The 22,695-nt window shown below is 72.5% G+C and carries 19 protein-coding genes; 13 read left to right on the top strand and 6 right to left on the bottom strand.

Features of this window, described 5'->3' with window-relative positions:
• Positions 1 to 50 precede the first annotated feature (50 nt).
• Entirely contained in the window at positions 51 to 665 is a 615-nt protein-coding gene (locus tag AB0I16_RS01425; protein WP_363247228.1) for a DUF4126 domain-containing protein, read from the bottom strand.
• A gap of 356 nt (positions 666 to 1,021) precedes the next feature.
• On the bottom strand, positions 1,022 to 1,642 hold the full coding sequence (locus AB0I16_RS01420; RefSeq protein ID WP_363247227.1) for a TetR/AcrR family transcriptional regulator: 621 nt from the start codon (positions 1,640 to 1,642) through the stop codon (positions 1,022 to 1,024).
• Positions 1,643 to 1,828: 186 nt separating this feature from the next.
• Between AB0I16_RS01420 and AB0I16_RS01415 the strand changes: the two genes are divergently transcribed.
• From AB0I16_RS01415 to AB0I16_RS01405, 3 genes are all read left to right on the top strand, one after another.
• Complete coding sequence (locus AB0I16_RS01415; RefSeq protein ID WP_363247226.1) at positions 1,829 to 2,377, top strand: SAV_6107 family HEPN domain-containing protein; 549 nt, start codon at positions 1,829 to 1,831, stop codon at positions 2,375 to 2,377.
• A gap of 98 nt (positions 2,378 to 2,475) precedes the next feature.
• Complete coding sequence (locus AB0I16_RS01410; protein ID WP_363247225.1) at positions 2,476 to 3,312, top strand: methyltransferase; 837 nt, start codon at positions 2,476 to 2,478, stop codon at positions 3,310 to 3,312.
• 275 nt (positions 3,313 to 3,587) lie between these two features.
• Positions 3,588 to 3,998, top strand: coding sequence for a DUF3040 domain-containing protein (locus AB0I16_RS01405; RefSeq protein WP_198502398.1), 411 nt, complete (start codon positions 3,588 to 3,590; stop codon positions 3,996 to 3,998).
• Positions 3,999 to 4,114: 116 nt separating this feature from the next.
• Here AB0I16_RS01405 and AB0I16_RS01400 read toward each other — a convergent pair whose 3' ends face one another.
• The 4 genes from AB0I16_RS01400 to AB0I16_RS01385 form a co-directional block, all read right to left on the bottom strand.
• A complete protein-coding gene (locus AB0I16_RS01400) occupies positions 4,115 to 6,583 on the bottom strand; it encodes a DUF3488 and transglutaminase-like domain-containing protein (protein WP_363247224.1) in 2,469 nt (822 codons plus the stop codon).
• A 55-nt stretch (positions 6,584 to 6,638) separates the two neighbouring features.
• Entirely contained in the window at positions 6,639 to 8,006 is a 1,368-nt protein-coding gene (locus tag AB0I16_RS01395) for a DUF58 domain-containing protein (RefSeq protein ID WP_363247223.1), read from the bottom strand.
• Entirely contained in the window at positions 8,006 to 9,028 is a 1,023-nt protein-coding gene (locus AB0I16_RS01390; protein ID WP_363247222.1) for a MoxR family ATPase, read from the bottom strand. The genes AB0I16_RS01395 and AB0I16_RS01390 overlap by 1 nt, the downstream gene beginning before the upstream one ends.
• 231 nt (positions 9,029 to 9,259) lie before the next feature.
• Positions 9,260 to 9,817 carry a carbonic anhydrase gene (locus AB0I16_RS01385; protein ID WP_363247221.1) on the bottom strand — a complete coding sequence of 186 codons (558 nt, stop codon included), beginning with the start codon at positions 9,815 to 9,817 and terminating at the stop codon, positions 9,260 to 9,262.
• 427 nt (positions 9,818 to 10,244) lie between these two features.
• Here AB0I16_RS01385 and rsmH point away from each other — a divergent pair, with 427 nt between their 5' ends.
• The 10 genes from rsmH to AB0I16_RS01335 all read left to right on the top strand — a co-directional run bounded on the left by rsmH (position 10,245) and on the right by AB0I16_RS01335 (position 22,632).
• The gene (gene rsmH / locus AB0I16_RS01380; RefSeq protein ID WP_363247220.1) at positions 10,245 to 11,204 is read left to right on the top strand and encodes a 16S rRNA (cytosine(1402)-N(4))-methyltransferase RsmH; all 960 of its coding nucleotides are present in this window, start codon (positions 10,245 to 10,247) and stop codon (positions 11,202 to 11,204) included.
• A 73-nt stretch (positions 11,205 to 11,277) separates the two neighbouring features.
• A complete protein-coding gene (locus tag AB0I16_RS01375) occupies positions 11,278 to 11,766 on the top strand; it encodes a hypothetical protein (RefSeq protein ID WP_363247219.1) in 489 nt (162 codons plus the stop codon).
• A gap of 6 nt (positions 11,767 to 11,772) precedes the next feature.
• A complete protein-coding gene (locus AB0I16_RS01370) occupies positions 11,773 to 13,734 on the top strand; it encodes a penicillin-binding transpeptidase domain-containing protein (RefSeq protein WP_363247218.1) in 1,962 nt (653 codons plus the stop codon).
• A gap of 62 nt (positions 13,735 to 13,796) precedes the next feature.
• On the top strand, positions 13,797 to 15,449 hold the full coding sequence (locus AB0I16_RS01365) for a UDP-N-acetylmuramoyl-L-alanyl-D-glutamate--2,6-diaminopimelate ligase (RefSeq protein WP_363247217.1): 1,653 nt from the start codon (positions 13,797 to 13,799) through the stop codon (positions 15,447 to 15,449).
• Between the two features lie 4 nt (positions 15,450 to 15,453).
• The gene (gene murF / locus AB0I16_RS01360) at positions 15,454 to 16,869 is read left to right on the top strand and encodes a UDP-N-acetylmuramoyl-tripeptide--D-alanyl-D-alanine ligase (protein WP_363247216.1); all 1,416 of its coding nucleotides are present in this window, start codon (positions 15,454 to 15,456) and stop codon (positions 16,867 to 16,869) included.
• Entirely contained in the window at positions 16,866 to 17,936 is a 1,071-nt protein-coding gene (gene mraY / locus AB0I16_RS01355; protein ID WP_030783859.1) for a phospho-N-acetylmuramoyl-pentapeptide-transferase, read from the top strand. Before murF ends, mraY begins: the two co-directional genes overlap by 4 nt.
• The gene (murD, locus tag AB0I16_RS01350; RefSeq protein WP_363247215.1) at positions 17,933 to 19,366 is read left to right on the top strand and encodes a UDP-N-acetylmuramoyl-L-alanine--D-glutamate ligase; all 1,434 of its coding nucleotides are present in this window, start codon (positions 17,933 to 17,935) and stop codon (positions 19,364 to 19,366) included. Before mraY ends, murD begins: the two co-directional genes overlap by 4 nt.
• 48 nt (positions 19,367 to 19,414) lie before the next feature.
• On the top strand, positions 19,415 to 20,725 hold the full coding sequence (ftsW, locus tag AB0I16_RS01345) for a putative lipid II flippase FtsW (protein ID WP_363247214.1): 1,311 nt from the start codon (positions 19,415 to 19,417) through the stop codon (positions 20,723 to 20,725).
• A 6-nt stretch (positions 20,726 to 20,731) separates the two neighbouring features.
• On the top strand, positions 20,732 to 21,826 hold the full coding sequence (gene murG / locus AB0I16_RS01340) for an undecaprenyldiphospho-muramoylpentapeptide beta-N-acetylglucosaminyltransferase (RefSeq protein ID WP_363247213.1): 1,095 nt from the start codon (positions 20,732 to 20,734) through the stop codon (positions 21,824 to 21,826).
• Between the two features lie 14 nt (positions 21,827 to 21,840).
• A complete protein-coding gene (locus tag AB0I16_RS01335; protein WP_363247211.1) occupies positions 21,841 to 22,632 on the top strand; it encodes an FtsQ-type POTRA domain-containing protein in 792 nt (263 codons plus the stop codon).
• Positions 22,633 to 22,695: the final 63 nt, after the last annotated feature.

Here is a 22,695-nt window from a genome sequence, read left to right as displayed (position 1 = left end):
ACTTTATCGGCCGCCACCGACAGCGCCGCCGGAGCCCCGTGACCCCGTGATCAGCCGGGCGGCGGTCCGGACCGGCCCGCGAGCCGCTTCTCCTCACGCCGCAGCGCCCTGCGCCGCAGGAACCTGCGGATGCGGGACACGAGGAAGAACAGGAGGAAGAGCCCGAGCAGCAGGAGCACGCCCGCGATGACGGCGGCGGCCTCCGGATAGAACATCGCGAAGGAGATGATCCCGCCGACCCCGAGGTCTTCCGCGACGCTCAGCACGACATTGCTGAGCGGCTCCGGAGAGGTGTTGACCGCCATCCGCGTGCCCGCCTTCACCGCGTGGCTCGCCAGGGCGGTCGAGCCGCCGACCGCCCCCGCGGCCAGATCGGGCAGCGAACCGCTCTGCCCCGCGAGCAGCGCCCCCACCACGGCTCCGGAGACCGGCCGGATCACGGTGTGCACGGAGTCCCACGCCGAGTCGACGTAGGGGATCTTGTCGGCGACGGCCTCGCAGAGGAACAGCACCCCGGCGGCGATCAGGACGTCCGGCCGCTGGAGCGACTCGGGGACCTCGTCGCTGACGCCGGTCGCGCCGAAGACGCCGAGCAGCAGGACAACGGCGTACGCGTTGATCCCGCTCGCCCAGCCGCTGGTGAACACCAGGGGGAGTACGGACACGGACGTGATCGTAACCAGTCGCGGGCCGAGCGGCCTGGGCTTGAGCGCGCACGCATGAGTATCCGTACCTAGGAGGAGAGATGAGTACGCATGCGGATGGGCCCCCACCTGCAAAGACGGAAGAGTGAGGGCCACGGAGAAGGGCGTGGCGCCGGTACCGCCGACACGGGGCGGCGGAACGGCGCCGCACCCTTGGCCGCTCCTCCCGCCGCCGGGCGGGGGCGAGGTACGGGGGTGACTCGGGGGACGACCACACGGGGGTCGCACGGGGGTCACGGGGGATGTGAGAGGCGCCGGTCCGGTGCCGCCGGGAGAACGGGCGGCACCGGACCGGCGCTGTTCTTCTCTCTCCCCCGCTACGCGCGCGTGCCGCTCACCCGGCCCTGGAGCAGCCGGGACAGCGCCGCGTGCACGTCGTCGAGCGAGCGCTCGGGCTGGAAGGCCTGCCAGTCCAGGGCGGCGACCAGCACCATGCCGACGAGCGCGGCGGCCGTCAGCGGAATGTCGATCTCCTCGCTCAGCTCGCCGTTCCCGACGCCCGCCCGCAGCACGTCCTCGACGACCTCGACCGCCCGCTGCCTGACCACCAGGAGGGTGGACTGCCAGGCCCGGTTGGTCCGCCAGAGCTCCGCCACGTAGAGCCGCGTGAAGGCCGGGTAGCGGTCGATGAAGGCGAGGCCCGCCCTGATCATCGCGTCGAGGGCGTCGACCTTGCTGCCGCCCGCCCTGTCCGTCTCGTCGGCCGCCTCCTTCAGGGAGGCGGTCAGCAGGCCGACACCGTGCCGGAGCAGCTCTTCGAAGAGGACGGACTTGCTCGCGAAGTTGTAGTAGACGGTGCCCTTCGCGACCCCGGCCCGCTCGGCGATCTCGTCGACCGTCGTGGCCGAGAAGCCCTGTTCCGCGATGAGGGTGACGGCGGCCTCGTAGAGCTTCCGCCGGGTCGCCTCCCGCCTGCTGCCGGCTGTGCTGCTGTCCATGGCCCCGATTCTCACAGGTCCGCCCGTGCCCACAGCGCCGGCTCCGGGCGCCCCCGGGCCGGGGCCGGGCCTCGCCGTCGCACCTCAGAAAGGGGGAAATGCCAGGTCAGAGCCGATTGTCAGTGGGGTACTCCACTATGGGCACATACGGCCACCGCGCCGTCACACGACGACAGGAGGTTCGTCATGGCCAGCTCTTCCGCAGCAGCCGCGCGCCGGCACCGCGCCGTCGGGGCCGCTCCCTCACTGACCGGCCCGGCGAGCGATGTCCACCCCGTCCTGCGCCGCGCGACCGCCCCGCCCGCCGCCCTCGAACTGCTCGCCCAGGCCCGCGCGGGGACGGAGGAGGCGGCCCGCCTCGACGCCCCGAACGAGCGCTATGCCACCGCCCACCTCGCCGCCCTGCGCACCGCCGCCGCCGTCCTCGCCGCGCGCGGCCGGCCCGAGACGACCCCGCGCCGCAGGCAGCGCATCCGAAGCGCCTGGGAAGTCCTCCCCGAGATAGCACCCGAACTGACCGAGTGGAGCGCCCTGTTCGCCTCGGGCGCCGCCCGCAGGGCCCGCGCCGAGGCCGGCATCCAGGGCGCCGCCACCGCCCGCGCCGCCGACGACCTGCTGCGGGACGTGACGATGTTCCTGCGCATCGTCGAGCGGATGCTGGTGCTCCAGCCCGTGCTGCCCCAGCCGAGGCAGGAGCCGCCCGAGGCGGGAGAGGGGCCGCCCGAAGCGAGCTGACGAGGCGTCCCGCGGTGCGGGACGGGTGACCGGGGCACCGGGCGGCAGGCAATAGGGTGGGGGTTGTTCGCACCCCACGCGCCGAGGAGTCAACTGCCGTGTCGGACCCGATGCGCCCGCCCGTCTCCCACCACCACCCGCAGACGGCATCGTTGCGCTCCGACCCCTCGCGTCCCCGCGCCTCTCTCCGTACTGCCGTGGTCTGGGACGTCCTGAAGGACGCCCTCGACCGCCGCGTCAAGGTCACGGGCCGGGAGTCGCGCTCCGAGCTCGACGTGCTCGACACCGGCGGCGGCAGCGGCAACTTCGCGGTGCCCGTCGCCCGGCTCGGACACCGGGTCACGGTCGTCGACCCCAGCCCGAACGCGCTCTTCGCGCTGGAGCGCCGGGCCGCCGAGGCCGGCGTCGCCGACCGGGTGCGCGGCGTCCAGGGCGACGTGCTTGGCCTCTTCGACGTGGTCGGGCGCGGCGGCTTCGACGCCGTCCTGTGCCACGGCGTCCTGGAGTACGTGGACGACCCGGCCGAGGGCGTGCGCCTCGCCGTCGACGCGCTGCGCCCCGGCGGCGTCCTCAGCCTGCTCGGCGCCGGACTCGGCGGAGCCGTGCTCGCGCGGGCCCTCGCGGGCCACTTCACGGAGGCCCGGACGGCTCTCTCCGACCCGGCGGGCCGCTGGGGCGAGGGCGACCCCGTGCCGCGCCGCTTCACCGCCGAGCAGCTCACCGCGCTCGTCGAGGCCGCGGGCGTCCGCGTCGACGCGGTGCACGGTGTCCGGGTCTTCGCCGACCTGGTGCCCGGCGTCCTCGTGGACACCGAGCCCGGCGCCATGGAGGCCCTCCTCCAGCTGGAGGCCGCGGCGGCCGAGCTGCCCGCCTTCCACTCCGTGGCCACCCAGCTGCACGTGCTCGGCGCGGTCCGCGAGGCGGCCGGAGCCTGAGGCGCACCGGCCGCCGCCCCGCTGATCAGGGGCGCAGCGGCACATGGAGTACGCCACAGGCCCCCCGAACGGGCTACCGGCGCCGTATGATCGAGGCATACCGTCCTGCATGACAGTCCGGCTGCTGGGGAATGCACGCTTCAGCGGGCCGGAGGGGCATGAAGGTCCGGTTTGGCGAAGTTGGCGCAGAGGGGCGGGTTTCACGGGGGCGATTCCCTGCCTATCCTGAAGGGGACCCCCGGTCGCCCCGGCGACTGCACGATGAGGAGGACTCCGTGCCGCTCTCGGAGCACGAGCAGCGCATGCTCGAGCAGATGGAGCGAGCGCTGTACGCCGAAGATCCCAAGTTCGCGACAGCGCTTGAGGGAAGCGGGCTGCGTACGTACACCCGGAAGCGGGTCTACCAAGCGGTCGTGGGCTTCCTGGTGGGCATCGCCCTTCTCATGGCCGGAATGGTCGCCCAGCAGATCTGGATCAGCGTGGTGGGGTTCCTCGTCATGCTGGGCTGCGCGGTCCTCGCCGTCACGGGTTGGCGCAAGGCCCCGAAACCCGGTGAGCAGGGTCAGGGCGCGGCCGCCGCGCAGGGCGGGCCCCAGGCCCGACGGCAGACAAGGCAGCGCCGCTCCGTCATGGACCGTATTGAACAGCGCTGGCAGCGCCGCCGCGACGAGCAGGGCGGCCAGTGAGGAGCCCGGCGGGCTGAGTCGCAACAGCTGAACAGTCGTGTTGATCGTGAGGGGTGACCGCCCGGTGGCGGTCACCCCTCACGCGTACCCTCAGCCCCTCCGCTCAGCCCTTCCGCTCAGCCCCTCTGCTGTGCCCGGCGCGGCAGCTTGCCCGTCAGGGACGTCCACCGCCTGGTGATCCCCTCGCTCCACCGCTCGCTCAGGGCCGACCAGCGTTCCGAGGCCGCCCAGACCACCCGAGCGGTCGAACGCGGGGCGAGCGTCGCCCGCAGCCGGACGGCACGGGTCGCCGAGGCGCGCAACCCCTGGCGTATCCGCCGCACGTCGTCGGAGAGGCCCGGCACGGTCTGCGGGGTGGGGGCGTAGAGCACCTGTTCCACCGCGGTCGCCAGCCGGTGCGCGGCCGCCGCGGGCTCCGCCGACAGCCTGCCGATGCGGACGATCCGGGCGGCGGCCTTGCGTGGCGTGAGGGAGTCGTCCGGCGGGATGCCGTGGTCCCAGGCCGTGTCGGTCGCCTCAAGCCAGGCGGCGAGCGTCCGGGCCGCCGCGGCCTCCGGCGTGGGCCCACCGCCCCCACGGGCCCGGACACCCGGCGCGGCTCCGTGCGGCCCCGGCGCCAGGCGCACCGACTGCACCCGCGTCCGCCACAGCAGCGGCGACAGGAAAGCGAACAGCAGCAGCAGTCCGGCGACCGAGAGCGCCACGATCTTCCCCACGGGCGGCCCGTCGTCGCCCGCCCCGGCCGCGGCCTCCGGAACGGCTCCGGCACAGCCACCCTGCTGCGCCAGGTCGCGCGGGCAGCCCTCGGACGCCGAAGGCGCCGCCGAGGGCTCGGCCGAGGTCTCGGGCTCCGGGGTGCCGGGGTCGCTCGCGTCGCCGGGGGAGACGTCGGAGCGGGTGTACTCCGGCACCGAGCCGCGGTTGGGCGTCGGCTCGAAGCGGGTCCAGCCCACGCCCTCGAAGTACAGCTCGGGCCAGGCGTGCGCGTCCCGCAGCCCCACCGACATGGTGCCGTCCGCCTGCGCGGAGCCCGGCGTGAAGCCCACCGCGACGCGGGCCGGGATGCCGAGCGTCCGCGCCATGGAGGCCATCGCGAAGGAGAAGTGGACGCAGAAGCCCTCCTTCTGCTCCAGGAACCTCCGGATCGCGGAAGGGCCACTGCCCGCCCTGACCTGCGTGTTGTAGGTGAAGCCGCCGTCGGAGGCGAAGTAGTCCTGGAGCTTGACCGCCTGCTCGTACGGGTTCGAGGCGCCCTTGGTGACCTGCCTGGCGCGGTCCGCGACCATGCCCGGCAGGGAGTCGGGGACCTCCGTGAACTCCTCCCGCAGCTCCCTGGGCGGCGCCGAGGCGTTCGCGAGCTGCTGGGCGGTGGGCTCCACGACCAGGCTCGTGACCTGGTACTTCGCGCCCCGCGTGGTCTGGCCCCGGTCGCCGACGAGGGCGCGGCCCACGGGTTCGTACCGCCAGCGGCCGTCGATCTGCACGCGGCTGGCGGGGAAGGGCATGGGCAGCCAGTTCTGCGCGTAGCTGTCGGAGGCCGAGATGCTGGTGTCGACCTCGCTCCTGCGCACGTCGGGGGCGAGACCCTGGGGGGTCGGCAGGGGCGAGGGCACGTCCTCGATCTGCCGCACGGTCGTCTTCCAGGTCGTGCCGTCGAACTTGTCGAGCGAGACGATGCGCAGGTACTGGTCGTTGGTCTGCTCGGCGTTCGTGCGGTAGGAGATGACCTCGCGGTCCTCCGGCTGGTTCAGGCTGTCCTGGAGCGCGACCAGCGGGTTCACCGCGGAGATCGTCCCGCCGCCGCCCGAGCCGCCGCCCCCGGGCCCGCCGTCGCCGCCCAGCAGGCCGCCGTCGAGGGCGGGCAGCGCGAGCGGCACCACCAGCGCGATGCCGAGGGCCAGGGCGCCGATGCGGCGTCCGGTGCGGACCGGGGCGATCACCCCGGTGTTGCTCTCCATGCCGCCGGAGACCCGCCCCGGCGCCCGTGCCGCGCCGCCGAACACCCGGCCCCACTGCGAGAGCCTGTCGCGGCCCTCCGCGAGCAGGAGCAGCAGATACCCGGAGGCGGCCAGCAGGAACCACAGCCAGCCGGCGCCGTCGCCGGAGAGGCCCGCGGCGACCGAGTACAGCGCGAGCAGCGGCAGCCCGGCGGGGGCCGCCGTGCGGAAGGTCACCGCGAGGGCGTCCACCGCGAGGCCTATCACCAGGACGCCGCCGACCAGCATCAGCCGGATGCCGTCGCTGAGCGGCGCCGGGATCGCGTACCGGCCGACGTCGGCGCCGCCCGCTTCGAGGAGCAGCCCGAAGTGACGGAACACGTCGGGACCCGGCAGGAACCCGGCGATGGCCTGCTGACGGGCGAAGACGAGGGTGAGCAGCAGCAGCGTCACCAGTGCCTGCGCGGCCACGGTGAGCGGCCTGGGCAGCGGTGCCCGCCGGGCCAGCGCGCCCACCCCGCTCTGCAGCACCAGCAGGAACACCGCCTGCGGGAACCACGTCGCGGGCTCGACGAGCGGCAGCAGCGCGCTCGACGCCATCAGCGTGGCCGCCGTGGCGCAGACCGCGAGCCGCGCGCGTCCACTCATGACCGTCCCCCCACTGTCGTACGCGACCGCTCACCCGTCGGTCCCGGCAGGGCCCTCATGCCCGGCCGCCGGTGGTCGTCCCCGCGGCGGGCGCGGGGTCCGCGCCGGCGCGGGCGTGGTCCGCCTGGCGCCACAGGTCGCTCAGGCTCGCGCCGGGCGGCACGTGCAGGGCCGTCCAGCCGGCCTCGCGCAGCATCCGCACGCGCGCGTCACCGGCCTCGGAGGGGCCGCTGCCCGGGCCCTGCGCCCAGGCCGTACCGTCCAGGAGGAAGGCGACCGCGGAGCCGCTGCGCCGGCGCATCTTGGCGACCACCGCCGCCTGCTCCTCGTCGAGATCGCCGAGGAAGGCGACGAGGAGGCCCTCGTTGCCCCCGCGCAGGACGTCGTGGGCGCGGGAGAGCCCGGCGCCGTCGGAGTGGTCGATCACCGCGAGGGTGTCCATCATCAGCCCGGCCGCGTCCGCCGACTCCTGGCCGGCGCCCGCGAAGCCGTCCGAGCCCTCGCCGGGCACCGACGCCCCGGTGTCGGTGAGGAGCCGGACCGAGAAGCCGCGCTCCAGCATGTGCACCAGGGCGGAGGCCGTGCCCGACACCGCCCACTCGAAGGCGGAGTCGGGGCCCGCGCCGTGGAAGCCCGCGCCCCTGGTGTCCAGGAGCACCGTGCAGCGGGCGCGCTGCGGCTGCTCCTCGCGGCGGACCATCAGCTCGCCGTAGCGCGCGGTGGAGCGCCAGTGCACCCGGCGCAGGTCGTCGCCGTGGCGGTACCCGCGCGGGATGACGTCGTCCTCGCCCGCGAGGGCCAGCGAGCGGTTGCGCCCGTCGCCGTACCCCTTGGCCTCGCCGGTGAGCCGCACCGGGGGGAGCGCCGCCACGCGCGGGACGACGGTGAGGGTGTCGTACGTCGAGAAGGAGCGCGTCAGCTCGCACATCCCGAACGGGTCCGAGAGGCGCAGTTGCAGCGGTCCGAGCGGATAGCGGCCACGCAGGTCGGAGCGGACGCGGTAGGACACCTCGCGGCGGCCGCCCGCCTCGACGCGGTCGAGCACGAACCGGGGCCGGGGACCGAGGACGTACGGCACCCGGTCCTGGAGCATCAGGAGTCCGGTGGGCAGCCGGGAGACGTTGTCCATCCGCAGGTGGACGCGGGCCTCCGACCCGGCGGGCACGCGCGCGGGGGAGAGCCTGCGGCTGCCCGCCACGCGGTACCGGGTGCGGAAGAGGACGACGGCGCAGACCAGCGGCAGCACGGCGAGCAGCAGCCCGACCCGCAGCAGGTCGCTCTGGCCGAGGACGTAGGCGCAGATGGCGGCGGCGACGCCGGCCGCGAGGAAGGAGCGCCCGCGGGTGGTCAGCCCCGCGAGAGCCGTGCGCAGCCCGCCCTTGTCGTCGTCGGCGGGTCCCGCGGGCCGCCCCCCGGCCGCCATCACAGCCTCCGGGTGCCGGGCGGCTGCTGGTCGAAGTACCGCCCGGGGGCGGGCGGGGCGGCGGCGGGGACCGGGGTGTGCTGGAGGATCTCCAGGACGACCTGCTCGGCCGTGCGGCGGTTCAACTGGGCCTGGGCCGTGGGCAGCAGGCGGTGCGCGAGGACCGCGACGGCCAGGGCCTGCACGTCGTCGGGGAGGGCGAACTCCCGGCCGCTGAGGGCGGCGGAGGCCTTGGCGGCGCGCAGCAGGTGCAGCGTCGCGCGCGGGGACGCCCCGAGTCTCAGGTCCGGGTGGCTGCGGGTCGCGGCGACCAGGTCCACCGCGTACCTGCGCACGGTGTCGGCGACGTGGACGGTGCGGACGGCGTCGATGAGCTTCACGATCTCGTGCGCGTGCGCCACCGGCTGGAGGTCGTCCAGGGGCGAGACGCCGCCGTGGACATCGAGCATCTGGAGCTCGGCCTCGGGGGTCGGGTAGCCGATGGAGACGCGGGCCATGAAGCGGTCGCGCTGTGCCTCGGGGAGGGGGTAGGTGCCCTCCATCTCCACCGGGTTCTGGGTGGCCACGACCATGAAGGGGCTGGGCAGTTCGTAGGTCTGGCCGTCGATGGTGACCTGGCGCTCCTCCATGGATTCGAGGAGCGCGGACTGCGTCTTCGGCGAGGCGCGGTTGATCTCGTCGCCGATCACGATCTGCGCGAAGATCGCGCCCGGCTTGAACTCGAAGTCCCTGCGCTGCTGGTCGAAGATGGACACACCCGTGATGTCCGACGGCAGCAGGTCCGGCGTGAACTGGATGCGCCGCACCGAGCAGTCGATGGACCGCGCGAGCGCCTTGGCCAGCATGGTCTTGCCGACGCCCGGCACGTCCTCGATGAGCAGGTGCCCCTCGGCGAGGAGCACGGTCAGCGAGAGCCGAACGACCTCTGGCTTGCCCTCGATCACACTCTCCACCGATCCGCGGACACGCTCCGCGGTGGTGGTCAGATCAGTGAGGCTCGCTCGATCGTCATAGGTCGTCACCCGGCCCTCCTCGGCCCTTCCCCAAGCTCGCAAGGAGCAGGGATTACCCCATTTCCGGGCCGCTCGTCGCGCGCGGCCCGGTCCACCCCGAATTCACCGGCACCACGCGTGATGGTTCCGCGTGGTGCCACCCCCGCATTGTTGTTGGGCATACGGGGTCGTGTCACTCGCCTGTGGATAACTGGCGCCGATTTGTCGGGTCTTACGACTGTTTGTCAGTCATGCACGGTGTCACGCGGGCTCGACTTCGCGCAGGAGGCCCGTCTTCACGTCGAACACGAATCCGCGCACGTCGTCGGTGTGCAGCAGGAAGGGCGAGGTCTGCACGCGGCGGATGGACTGCCGGACGTCCTGGTCGACGTCGCGGAACGACTCGACCGCCCAGGCGGGACGCTGGCCGACCTCCATCTCCAGGTCGTGCCGGAACTCCTCGGTGAGGGATTCGAGGCCGCAGGTGGTGTGGTGGATGAGGGCCACGCTGCGGGTGCCGAGGGCGCGCTGGCTGATGGTGAGCGAGCGGATGACGTCGTCGGTGACGACGCCGCCCGCGTTGCGGATGGTGTGGCAGTCGCCCAGTTCGAGGCCGAGCGCCTCGTGCAGGTCCAGGCGCGCGTCCATGCAGGCCACGACGGCGACCCGCAGGACGGGCCGGGCGTCCATGCCGGGGTCGGTGAAGTCGGCCGCGTACTTCTTGTTGGCTTCGACCAGGCGGTCGGTGACCGTGCCGGCGGCTATGTCGCCGAGCGGCTCTGCGGGAGTGGGGCCCGAGGGAGATGCGGAAGTCGACATGGTGACGACGTTAGTCCGCACTGACCCTCCAAGTGCGTCGTGAGAAGGGACAAAGAACGTCAAAGACTCTTGTTGTGAGGTAACGCACATGGGTGCGCCGAGGGCCGCCGTACGGGTGATGATCGAGTGATTCCTCCCTTTCGTCCCCTTCGCCGGTACGGTCCGCGACGCGCATCCCGGTTGATTGACCGGGAGACACGGTGGACTAAAGTGACGCGAAGCGGGAGACGCGACCTGCTCCCTGCTGGACCGCACATCCCGGGGGTTCACCGAAACCCCCACGTGCGCGGCGCGTACGTACGGCTCGGCCTCCTCCCGCTCCGGTCGGCTGACGCCACTTCCCCGGCGCCGGCGGGCCATCCCCTTCACGGAGCGGGCGGGGACCCGGCGGTGCGTGGCGGCGCCGCGCCGGACCTGAGAGGGCCCCTTGACCGAGAACAGCCGACACGTCCCGGTGATGCTCCAGCGGTGCCTGGACATGTTGGCCCCCGCGCTCGCCGAACCGGGCGCGGTCGTCGTCGACTGCACCCTCGGCCTCGGCGGCCACAGCGAGGCCCTGCTCTCCACCTTCCCCGCCGCCCGCCTCATCGCCCTGGACCGCGACAAGGAGGCCCTGCGCCTCTCCGGCGAGCGGCTCGCCCCCTTCGGCGACCGGGCCACCCTCGTGCACGCCGTCTACGACGAACTGCCCGAGGTGCTCGACCGCCTCGGCGTCCCGCGCGTGCAGGGCGTCCTGTTCGACCTCGGCGTCTCCTCCATGCAACTCGACGAGGCCGACCGCGGGTTCGCGTACGCCCAGGACGCGCCCCTGGACATGCGCATGGACCAGACGACCGGCATCAGCGCCGCCGAGGTCCTCAACACCTACGCCCCCGGTGAGCTGGTGCGCATCCTGCGCGCCTACGGCGAGGAGAAGCAGGCCAAGCGGATCGTGGGCGCCGTCGTGCGCGAGCGCGAGAAGGAGCCGTTCACCAACAGCGCCCGCCTCGTCGAACTGATCCGCGACTCCCTGCCGCAGGCCGCCAAGCGCACCGGCGGCAACCCCGCCAAGCGCACCTTCCAGGCCCTGCGCATCGAGGTCAACGGCGAGTTGAGCGTCCTGGAGCGGGCCGTCCCCGCGGCCGTGAAGGCGCTCGCCGTCGGCGGCCGCATCGCCGTCCTGTCGTACCACTCGCTCGAAGACCGGCTGGTCAAACAGGTGTTCGCGGCGGGTGCGGCGAACACCGCCCCCGCCGGACTGCCCGTGGTCCCCGAGCGCTACCAGCCGCGGCTCAAGCTCCTGACCCGCGGTGCCGAACTGCCCACAGAGGAAGAGGTCGCGGAGAACCGCAGGGCCGCGCCCGCCCGGCTGCGCGGCGCCCAGCGCGTGCGCGAAGACGTCGGGTGAGCCGCAAGGCCCGTACGCGTCGCGAGAGGCCGTGAGGCCAGGCCCCACGAAGCAGAGTCCGCGAGGAGGCTCCATGAGCAAGAAACCCGAGCTGCGGGGCAGGGCCGCCCGCCTCGCGCGACTGCTGCCGCAGGGCCCGGCCGCCCAGGCCGCGCGGGCCCCCTTCGTCCTCCTCGTCGTCCTCCTCCTCGGCGGCGGCCTGATCATGCTGCTGATCCTGAACTCCTCGCTCAACGAGGGCTCCTTCCAGCTCAGCGAGATGAAGAAGCGGACCAAGGACCTCACGGAGGAGGAGCAGCAGCTCAAGCGCGAGGTGGACGGCTTCGCGGCCCCCGAGGCACTCCAGCGCCGCGCCGACGAGCTGGGCATGGTCCCCGGCGGCGACCCCGCCTTCCTCGACCCCGACGGAACCGTGCGCGGCGTGCCCGGCACCGCCGCGGGACCGCCCGCGCCCCGCCCGCAGGGAGCGCCCGCCCCGGTCGTCACCGCACCGGCCCCGCCCGCCCCGCGGCCGGCCGCCCCGGCACCTCCGCCCGCCCCCACGACGCCCCCCGGCAGGTGATGACAAGTGTCCGACAGGGAACCCCCGCGGCGTCGCGTGCCAGGACCCGCCAAGCCCGTGCGCCCCGCGGCCTCCCGCCGCCCGGCGTCCGGCAAGCGGCCCGCGCCGGGCAAGCGCCCCGCCGCCCGCCGCCCCGCGGCCAAGGGCAGGGCCCGCACCATCCGCCTCGGCAGCCCGCGGCCCCGGCTGCGCATGGTCAGCCTCGGCCTGACCCTGGTGATGCTCGCCTTCGTCGTACGGCTGCTCCAGGTGCAGGCCGTCGACGCCGACGCGTACACGGCCAAGGCCGAGAAGAACCGCTATTTCACCCACACCCTCACGCCCGAGCGCGGGCGCATCACCGACCGCGCGGGCGTCGAACTCGCCGCCAGCGTGGACGCGTACGACATCACGGCCGACCCCTCCCTGTTCACGCCGAAGGAGGCCAAGGTCAAGGACGCGCCCGAGCAGGCGGCGGCGCTCCTCGCGCCCATCCTCGGCATGGACGCGGGCAGGATCACCGCCAAGCTGAAGACCCCCGACACGCGCTACGTCCTGCTGGCCCGCCGCCAGACCCCCCAGGTGTGGAAGCAGATCAAGGACCTGCGCGGGGCGCTCGCCGAGAAGGCGGGCGCCGACCCCGGCTCGCCGAACGTGCTGGCCGGCGTTCTCGCGGACCCCAGCAGCAAGCGGGTCTACCCCAACGACGAACTCGCCGCCGGGATACTGGGCTGGGTCAACACCGAGGGCAAGGGCGCGGGCGGCCTCGAACAGAAGCTCGACAAGGAGCTGGCGGGCGAGGAGGGCAAGGTCCGCTACGCCCAGTCGGGCGGCCGGCGCGTGCCGACCGCGGGCTCCATGGAGACACCCGCCGTGCCCGGCTCCGACGTCGAGCTGACCATCGACCGCGACATCCAGTGGGCCGCGCAGAACGCCATCAGCCGGCAGGTCGAGAAGTCGGGGGCCGACCGCGGCTACGTGATAGTGCAGGACACGCAGACCGGCGAGGTCCTCGCGATGGCCAACGCGCCCGGCTTCGACCCCAACGACCTCTCGCGGGCCGACGGGGCCGCGCTCGGCAACGCCGCGCTCCAGGACGCCTTCGAGCCCGGCTCCACCGCCAAGGTCATGTCGATGGCGGCGGTCCTGGAGGAGAACGCGGCCACGCCCGGCACCCATGTGACCGTGCCCAACCGGCTGCACCGCGGCGACCGCCTCTTCCAGGACGACATCGACCACCCCACCTGGCACCTGACGCTCAACGGCGTGCTCGCCAAGTCCTCCAACATCGGCACCATCCTGGCCACCGGAGAGCTGGGCAAGACACAGAAGGAGGCCAACGAGGTCCTCCACTCCTACCTGCACAAGTTCGGCATCGGCAGGGAGACCGGGCTCGGCTTCCCCGGCGAGACGTCCGGCATCTTCGCGCCCGCAGACAAGTGGTCGACGTCGCAGCAGTACACGATCCCGTTCGGCCAGGGCTTCTCGATCAACGCCATGCAGGCGACCTCGGTCTACTCGACCATCGCCAACGACGGCGTACGCGTACAGCCCACGCTCGTGCGCGGCACGAAGGGCCCCGACGGCCGCTTCACCCCCGCGCCGAAGCCGAAGAAGAACCGCGTGGTGAGCGCGGGGACCGCCAAGACCCTGGCGCGGATGCTGGAGTCGGTGGTCGACGACGAGGAGGGCACCGGCACCAAGGCCCGCATCCCCGGCTACCGCGTCGCGGGCAAGACGGGCACGGCCAACCGGGTCGACCCCGTGACCGGCCGCTACAAGGGCTACACCTCGTCGTTCGCCGGCTTCGCGCCGGCCGACAAGCCGCGCGTCACCGTCTACTGCGCCATCCAGAACGCCACCAGGGGCAGCTACTTCGGCGGCCAGATCTGCGGCCCCATCCACAAGAAAGTCATGGAGTTCGCCCTCAAGACGCTCCAAGTGCCGCCCACCGGCAAGGGCCCGGCCCGGCTGCCGGTGACCTTCTGACCCGCGGACCGGCCCGCGGACCGAACCGCGGGCCCGTCCCGCAGACCGACCAGGAACCGCCCGTGACAACGATCACTCCCGCTTCCGGGAACCAGCCCCCGCCACACCGCCCGCTTCGCCTGGCGGGGGGTCCGCCCGGTACGCTCACCGCCGTGCCACACGCTGATCAGTCCCCACACACCCAGAAGGGCGCTCCCGTGACATACCCGGGACCGCCGCGGCCTGACCAGGTCTCCGCGGCCTCACTGACGGAGCTCGCGGGCCATCTGGGCGTCGACGTCCAGGGCGACGCGGAGATCACGGGCATCACGCACGACTCCCGCGCGGTACGCCCCGGCGACATCTACGCCGCGCTGCCCGGCGCCCGCATGCACGGGGCCGACTTCGTCGCGCAGGCCGCCGACCTCGGCGCCGCGGCCATCCTCACCGACCCGACCGGCGCCGAACGCGCCGCGGTGACCGGCCTCCCGGTCCTGGTCGTCGACAGCCCCCGCGCCGTCATGGGCGAACTGGCGGCCACGGTCTACGGCCACCCCGGCCGCGACCTCCTCCAGATCGGCATCACCGGCACCTCCGGCAAGACCACGACCGCGTACCTCATCGAGGGCGGCCTCAAGGGCGTGCGGTCGACCGGGCTCATCGGCACCGTCGAGATGCGCATCGGGGACGAGCGCATCAAGTCGGAGCGCACGACCCCCGAAGCCACCGACCTCCAGGCGCTGTTCGCGGTGATGCGCGAGCGCGGCGTCGAGGCCGTCGCGATGGAGGTCTCCAGCCACGCCCTGGTGCTCGGGCGGGTGGACGGCTGCGTCTTCGACGTCGCCGTCTTCAACAACCTCAGCCCGGAGCACATGGAGTTCCACTCCGACATGGAGGACTACTTCCGGGCCAAGGCGCAGCTCTTCACCGCGCGCCGCTCGCGCCTCGGCGTGGTCAACTTCGACGACGAGTACGGGCGCCGGCTCATCACCGAGTCGGAGGTGCCCGTCACCACCTTCTCCGCCGAGGGCCACCCCGACGCCGACTGGCGCGCCGAGGACGTCGAGGTCGGACCGCTCGACTCGACGTTCGTCGCGGTCGGCCCCAAGGGCGAGCGGATCACCGCCAAGTCGCCGCTCGCGGGCCCCTTCAACGTCGCCAACACCCTCGCCGCGATCGTCTCGCTGGCCGTCGCGGGCATCGACCCGCAGCAGGCCGCCGACGGCGTCGCCGCGGTGCCCGGCGTCCCCGGCCGCCTGGAGCGCGTCGACGCCGGCCAGCCCTACCTGGCGGTCGTCGACTACGCCCACAAGACGGACGCCGTCGAATCGGTCCTGCGCGCGCTGCGCAAGGTCACCGAGGGCAAGCTGCACATCGTGCTCGGCTGCGGCGGCGACCGCGACAAGACCAAGCGGATGCCGATGGGCGCCGCCGCGGCCCGCCTCGCCGACACCGCCGTACTCACCTCCGACAACCCCCGTGGCGAGGACCCCCTCGCGATCCTCGCCACGATGCTCGCCGGCGCCGCCGACGTGCCGGCCCACGAGCGCGGCGACGTCGCCGTCTTCGAGGACCGGGCCGCCGCGATCCGCGCGGCGGTGGTCCGCGCGCGGCCGGGCGACACCGTGCTCGTCGCGGGCAAGGGCCACGAGCAGGGACAGGACATCGCCGGGGTGGTGCGTCCCTTCGACGACCGCCTCGTGCTTCGCGAAGCCATCGAGCAAACCCAGGGATGAAGTTGTGATCGCCCTCTCCCTCGCCGAGATCGCCACTGTCGTCGGCGGGCAGACGTACGACATACCGGATCCGGCCACCATGGTGACCGGACCGGTCGTCCGTGACTCCCGTGAAGTGGCGCCCGGCAGCCTCTTCGTCGCCTTCGTCGGCGAGCGGGCCGACGGCCACGACTACGCGGCCGACGTGGTCGCCGCGGGCGCGGTCGCCGTGTTCGCCTCGCGGCCGGTCGGCGTGCCCGCCATCGTCGTGGACGACGTGCAGGCCGCGCTCGGCGCCCTCGCCCGCCACGTGGTGAAGCGGCTCGGCGCGACCCTCGTGGCGCTGACGGGCTCCGTCGGCAAGACCAGCTCCAAGGACCTGCTCGCGCAGGTGCTCCGGCGCAAGGCACCCACGGTCTTCACGCCCGGATCGCTCAACAACGAGATCGGTCTGCCGCTGACCGCGCTGAGCGCCACCGACGAGACGCGCTTCCTCGTCCTGGAGATGGGGGCGCGCGGAATCGGCCACATCCGCTACCTCACCGAACTGACGCCGCCGAGGATCGGCCTCGTCCTGAACGTCGGGACCGCCCACATCGGCGAGTTCGGCGGCCGCGAGCAGATCGCGATCGCGAAGGGCGAGCTGGTCGAGGCGCTGCCCGCGGACGGGGCCGCCGTCCTCAACGCCGACGACCCGCTGGTGCGCGCCATGGCCTCGCGCACGAAGGCCCGCGTGATCCTCTTCGGCGAGGCCGACGACGCCGACGTACGTGCCGAGAATGTCCGGCTCACGGGCACCGGACAGCCTTCTTTTACGCTGCACACACCCTCCGGGTGCAGCGACGTGACCTTGCGGCTGTACGGTGAGCACCACGTGTCGAACGCGCTTGCCGCGGCCGCCGTCGCCCATGAGCTGGGCATGTCCGTGGAAGAGATCGCCCTCGCGCTCTCCGAGGCGGGCACGCTGTCCCGCTGGCGGATGGAGGTCACCGAGCGCCCGGACGGTGTGACGGTCGTCAACGACGCCTACAACGCGAACCCCGAGTCCATGCGAGCGGCGCTGCGCGCGCTCGCGGCCATGGGCAAGGGACGTCGTACGTGGGCGGTGCTCGGTCACATGGCCGAGCTCGGGGACGAGGGTCTCGCCGAGCACGACGCGGTCGGACGCCTTGCCGTCCGGCTCAACGTGAGCAAGCTCGTGGCAGTCGGGGGCAGGGAAGCGTCCTGGCTCCAACTGGGCGCATACAACGAGGGTTCGTGGGGTGAGGAGTCGGTGCACGTGTCCGACGCACAGGCGGCGATCGACCTGCTGCGCAGCGAGCTGCGCCCAGGAGACGTCGTGCTGGTGAAGGCGTCCAGGTCGGTCGGTCTCGAGAAGGTCGCCACGGCGCTGCTCGACGACGCCGCAGGGTCTTCTGAGGGGCAGGTCTCCGGCCGATGAGGCAGATCCTCTTCGCGGGTGTGATCGGGCTCTTCCTGACCCTGGTCGGCACCCCGCTGCTGATCAAGCTGCTGGCCCGCAAGGGCTACGGCCAGTTCATCCGGGACGACGGCCCGCGCGAGCACCACAGCAAGCGCGGTACGCCGACCATGGGTGGTATCGCCTTCATCCTGGCCACGCTCATCGCGTACTTCCTCACGAAGATCATCACCGGTACGGAGACGACGCTCTCCGGCCTCCTGGTGCTCTTCCTGATGGCAGGCATGGGCCTCGTGGGCTTCCTCGACGACTACATCAAGATCGTCAAGCAGCGCTCGCTCGGCCTCCGCGCCAAGGCGAAGATGGCCGGTCAGCTCATCGTCGGCATCGGCTTCGCCGTGCTCGCGCTGAACTGGCCGGACAACCGCAACCAGACACCGGCCTCCACCAAGCTGTCGTTCGTCACGGACTTCGGCTGGTCGATCGGCCCGGTCCTGTTCGTGGTCTGGGCGCTGTTCATGATCCTCGCGATGTCGAACGGCGTGAACCTCACCGACGGCCTCGACGGCCTCGCCACCGGCGCCTCGGTGATGGTCTTCGGCGCGTACACCTTCATCGGCGTCTGGCAGTACCAGGAGTCCTGCGCCAACGCCACGACGCTGACCAACCCCCAGGCGTGTTTCGAGGTCAGGGACCCGCTCGACCTGGCGGTCGTGGCCTCCGCGCTGATGGGCGCCTGCTTCGGCTTCCTGTGGTGGAACACCTCGCCCGCCAAGATCTTCATGGGTGACACCGGCTCGCTCGCCCTCGGCGGCGCGCTCGCCGGCCTCGCGATCTGCTCCCGCACGGAGCTGCTCCTCGCGCTCCTCGGCGGCCTCTTCGTGATGATCACCATGTCGGTCGTCATCCAGGTCGGCTCGTTCAAGCTGACCGGCAAGCGCGTCTTCCGCATGGCGCCACTGCAGCACCACTTCGAACTCAAGGGGTGGTCCGAGGTCCTTGTCGTGGTCCGCTTCTGGATCATCCAGGGCATGTGCGTGATCGTCGGCCTCGGACTCTTCTACGCGGGATGGGCAGCCGAAAAGTGACCACTGGGTCCGACTGGCAGGGCAAGAACATCACCGTCGCCGGCCTCGGCGTGAGCGGCGTCAGCGCCGCCCGCGCCCTGGCCGGCCTCGGCGCGTCGGTGACCGTCGTGGACGGCGGCTCGTCGGCGGGGCACGAGGAGCGCGCCGCCGCGCTGCGGGCCGACGGCGTCTCCGTACGCCTCGGGGACGCGGCGACCCTGCCGCCCGGCACCGACCTGGTGGTGACCTCGCCGGGGTGGCCGCCGTCGGCGCCGCTCTTCGCGGCGGCGGCCGAGGCGGGCGTGGACGTCGTCGGCGACGTCGAGATCGCCTGGCTGCTGCGCGGCCCCGACGCCGCGCCCTGGCTCGCCGTCACGGGTACCAACGGCAAGACGACGACCACGCAGATGCTCGCGTCGATCCTGGACGCGGAGGGCCTGCGCACGGCCGCCGTCGGCAACATCGGCACCCCGATCGTGGACGTGGTCCTGGAGGGCGACGACGCGTACGACGTGCTCGCCGTCGAGCTGTCCTCCTACCAGCTCCACTGGGCGCCCTCCCTGCGCGCCCACTCCGCGGCCGTCCTGAACCTCGCCCCCGACCACCTCGACTGGCACGGTTCCATGGAGGCCTACGCGGCCGACAAGGGCCGCGTCTACGAGGGCAACCAGGTGGCCTGCGTCTACAACGCCGACGCCACCGCCAAGCCGTCGACGGAGGACTTGGTCCGCGGGGCCGACGTCGAAGAGGGCTGCCGCGCCATCGGTTTCACGCTGAACGCGCCCGCCCCCTCGCAACTCGGCGTCGTGGACGGCATCCTCGTCGACCGTGCGTTCGTACCGGACCGCCAGAAGCAGGCGCAGGAGCTCGCGGAGATCTCCGACGTGCGCCCGCCCGCGCCGCACAACATCGCCAACGCGCTGGCCGCGGCGGCGCTCGCGCGCGCCTTCGGCGTGCGGGCCACGGCCGTCCGCGACGGGCTGCGCGCCTTCCGCCCCGACGCCCACCGCATCGAGCACGTCGCCGACGTGGCCGGCGTCGCCTACGTGGACGACTCCAAGGCCACCAACACCCACGCGGCCCAGGCCTCGTTGGCGGCGTACGAGTCGATCGTCTGGATCGCCGGCGGCCTCGCCAAGGGCGCCACCTTCGACGAGCTGGTCGCCGGGGCCGCGGGGCGGCTGCGCGGGGTCGTGCTGATCGGCGCCGACCGGGCGCTCATCCGCGAAGCCCTCGCGCGACACGCCCCCGAGGTCCCTGTCGTCGACCTCGACCGGACCGACACTGGGGCGATGTCCGAGGCGGTACGGCGGGCGGCGGAGCTCGCCGAGTCCGGGGACACCGTCCTCATGGCCCCGGCCTGTGCGTCGATGGACATGTTCACCAACTACAACAAGCGTGGTGAAGCGTTCGCGGACGCCGTCCGCGAACTCGGCTCCACGCGCGCCTGACCGGGTCCGCAGGTCCGGCGGGCGCCGGGCACATCCTTGGGAGGGAACGTGGCCAGGTCTTCCGTGCGGGTCGCCAAACGACCGGCTCCCGTACGCGCCAGAGGCGCCTCCCACCCGCCGGGCGAGAGCGGGCCGCGACGGCTCGTCACCAGGCTCCGGCGGGCCTGGGACCGGCCGTTGACCGCCTATTACCTGATTTTCGGCAGCAGCCTGCTGATCACCGTGCTCGGCCTGGTGATGGTCTACTCGGCCTCGATGATCCAGGCGTTGCAGCTCGACCTGCCCGCGTCGTACTTCTTCCGCAAGCAGTTCGTGGCCGCCGTCCTCGGCACCGGGCTGCTGTGCGTCGCGATGCGGATGCCCGTCAAGCTGCACAGGGCGCTGGCGTATCCGATCCTCGCGGTCTCGGTGTTCCTGATGGTGCTCGTCCAGGTCCCGGGGATAGGGCGCAGCGTCAACGGCAACCAGAACTGGATCTACCTGGGCGGCCCCTTCCAGCTCCAGCCCAGCGAGTTCGGCAAGCTCGCCCTGGTCCTGTGGGGTGCCGACCTGCTGGCCCGTAAATACGACAAGCGGCTCCTGACCCAGTGGAAGCACATGCTGGTGCCGCTCGTCCCCGTCGCCTTCATGCTGCTCGGCCTCATCATGCTCGGCGGCGACATGGGAACCGCGATCATTCTCACGGCGATCCTCTTCGGACTGCTCTGGCTGGCGGGCGCGCCCACCCGGCTCTTCGCCGGAGTGCTCGGCGTCGCGGCCCTCATCGGTGTGATCCTCATCAAAACGAGCCCCAACCGCATGGCCAGGCTCGCCTGCATCGGCGCCACGGACCCCGGCCCCTCGGACCAGTGCTGGCAGGCCGTGCACGGCATCTACGCCCTCGCCTCCGGCGGATTCTTCGGTTCCGGCCTCGGCGCGAGTGTGGAAAAATGGGGTCAACTGCCGGAACCGCACACCGACTTCATCTTCGCCATCACCGGGGAGGAACTCGGCCTGGCAGGGACACTGTCGGTGCTCGCCCTCTTCGCGGCTCTAGGCTATGCGGGTATCCGCGTGGCCGGACGCACGGAGGACCCCTTCGTACGGTATGCCGCGGGAGGCGTGACCACCTGGATCACGGCGCAGGCCGTGATCAACGTAGGTGCGGTGCTCGGTCTGCTGCCGATCGCCGGTGTCCCGCTCCCGCTGTTCTCCTACGGGGGTTCGGCCCTGCTGCCGACCATGTTCGCCGTCGGGCTCCTCATCGCTTTCGCGCGATCGGACCCCGCTGCGAAGGCGGCCCTGGCCATGCGGCAACCTCGGGTGAGATGGAACACGATGCGACGGCGCGTCAAGGCGCGTTCGTCCGGAGAGCGGTGAATTTCGGTGCATGTCGTACTCGCCGGCGGGGGGACCGCCGGCCACATCGAGCCCGCGCTCGCCCTCGCGGACGCCCTGCGGAGGCAGGACCCCACCGTGGGCATCACGGCCCTGGGCACGGAGCGTGGACTCGAGAGCCGACTCGTACCCGAGCGGGGCTACGAACTGGCGCTGATCCCGGCCGTACCCCTGCCGCGCAAGCCCACCCCTGAGCTGATCACCGTCCCGGGACGGCTGCGCGGCACCATCAAGGCGGCCGAGCAGATCCTGGAGCGGACGAAGGCGGACTGCGTCGTCGGCTTCGGCGGCTACGTGGCCCTGCCGGGCTACCTGGCGGCCAAACGGACCGGGACGCCCATCGTCGTGCACGAGGCCAACGCGCGCCCCGGCCTGGCCAACAAGATCGGTTCGCGGTACGCCCACGGGGTGGCCGTCGCGACCCCCGACAGCAAGCTGCGCAACTCCCGCTACATCGGCATCCCGCTGCGCCACACCATCGCCACGCTCGACCGGGCCCGGGTCCGCCCGGAGGCGCGCGCCGCCTTCGGCCTCGACCCCAACCTGCCGACCCTGCTCGTCTCCGGCGGCTCCCAGGGCGCCCGGCGGCTCAACGAGGTCGTCCAGCAGGTCGCGCCGGTGCTCCAGCGCGCGGGCATCCAGATCCTGCACGCGGTCGGCCCGAAGAACGAACTGCCGCAGGTGCAGCAGATGCCGGGGATGCCCCCCTACATCCCGGTACCGTACGTGGACCGGATGGACCTCGCGTACGCCGCGGCCGACATGATGCTCTGCCGCGCGGGCGCGATGACCGTCGCCGAACTCTCCGCCGTCGGGCTCCCCGCCGCCTACGTCCCGCTGCCGATCGGCAACGGCGAACAGCGGCTGAACGCCCAGCCGGTGGTCAAGGCGGGCGGCGGACTGCTCGTCGACGACGCGGAACTGACGCCCGAGTGGGTGCAGGGCAACGTCCTGCCCGTCCTGGCCGACCCGCACCGGCTGTACGAGATGTCCCGCGCCGCCTCCGAGTTCGGCCGCAGGGACGCCGACGAGCTGCTCGTCGGCATGGTGTACGAGGCGATTGCGTCACGCCGCAACGCGTGAGAAGGCAGGGGACCGTGGCCGGACCGACCACCGCCGAACGGCAGCAGAAGAAGTCCGGCCCGCCCCGCCCGCAGCGCGCACGGCTGCGACTGCCGCCGCGCGCACGCCGTCTGGTCGTGCTCCTGCTCCTCGTCGCCCTCGTCGCGGCCGGGGGCGTCTGGGTGCTCTACGGCTCGCCGTGGCTGCGCCTTGAGCGGGTGGAGGTCTCGGGCACCGACGTCCTGACGCCCCGACAGGTCGTCGAGGCGGCGGACGCCCCCGTCGACGACCCACTGGTTTCGGTCGATCCGGGCGCCCTTGAGGAGCGGCTCCGTTCGACATTGCCCCGAATCGACTCGGTTGTGGTCAGCCGGTCATGGCCGCATGGAATCGGCCTGGAAGTGACGGAACGCAAACCGGTGCTCCTCATCGAAAAGGGCCGAAAGTTCATCGAAGTGGACGCCAAGGGAGTGCGATTCGCCACGGTCGAGCACGCGCCCAAGGGCGTCCCGCTCCTGGAATTGGCGCTCGACCGGAAGAGCGGGGCGGCGAGCCTGCGCAGGTTCGGCACCGCCCGGCTGCTGCGCGAGGCGGTCCGGGTCGCGGGCGACCTGCCGGAATCCGTCGCCCGGGATACACGGAACGTCAAGGTCCGTTCGTACGACTCCATCTCGCTGGAGTTGAGCGGCGCCCGCACCGTCGAGTGGGGCAGTGGCGAGAAGGGCCGGGCGAAAGCCGCCTCGCTGACGGCGCTGATGAAAGCGACCCCGAAGGCCGGGCACTTCGATGTGAGCGTCCCCACCGCCCCTGTCTCGGCAGCGAGTTGACGGCCGTCACCGCAGGCCAGCACCCTGATTCGGCAGCGCTACGGCTGATCACATAGGGTGAAA

Source organism: Streptomyces sp. NPDC050703 (genome assembly GCF_040654435.1).
Classification (GTDB): domain Bacteria; phylum Actinomycetota; class Actinomycetes; order Streptomycetales; family Streptomycetaceae; genus Streptomyces.
The sequence above is the reverse complement of the archived record's forward strand: the minus strand, read 5'-3'. Positions and strand labels throughout refer to the sequence as shown.

Bases quoted from the DNA above. Each gene is read 5' to 3' on its own strand.
- AB0I16_RS01385 (WP_363247221.1), bottom strand. From the start codon at position 9,817: ATGTCGACTTCCGCATCTCCCTCGGGCCCCACTCCCGCAGAGCCGCTC.
- AB0I16_RS01400 (WP_363247224.1), bottom strand. From the start codon at position 6,583: ATGAGTGGACGCGCGCGGCTCGCGGTCTGCGCCACGGCGGCCACGCTG.
- AB0I16_RS01375 (WP_363247219.1), top strand. From the start codon at position 11,278: ATGAGCAAGAAACCCGAGCTGCGGGGCAGGGCCGCCCGCCTCGCGCGA.
- AB0I16_RS01415 (WP_363247226.1), top strand. From the start codon at position 1,829: ATGGCCAGCTCTTCCGCAGCAGCCGCGCGCCGGCACCGCGCCGTCGGG.
- AB0I16_RS01420 (WP_363247227.1), bottom strand. From the start codon at position 1,642: ATGGACAGCAGCACAGCCGGCAGCAGGCGGGAGGCGACCCGGCGGAAG.
- AB0I16_RS01395 (WP_363247223.1), bottom strand. From the start codon at position 8,006: ATGGCGGCCGGGGGGCGGCCCGCGGGACCCGCCGACGACGACAAGGGC.
- mraY (WP_030783859.1), top strand. From the start codon at position 16,866: ATGAGGCAGATCCTCTTCGCGGGTGTGATCGGGCTCTTCCTGACCCTG.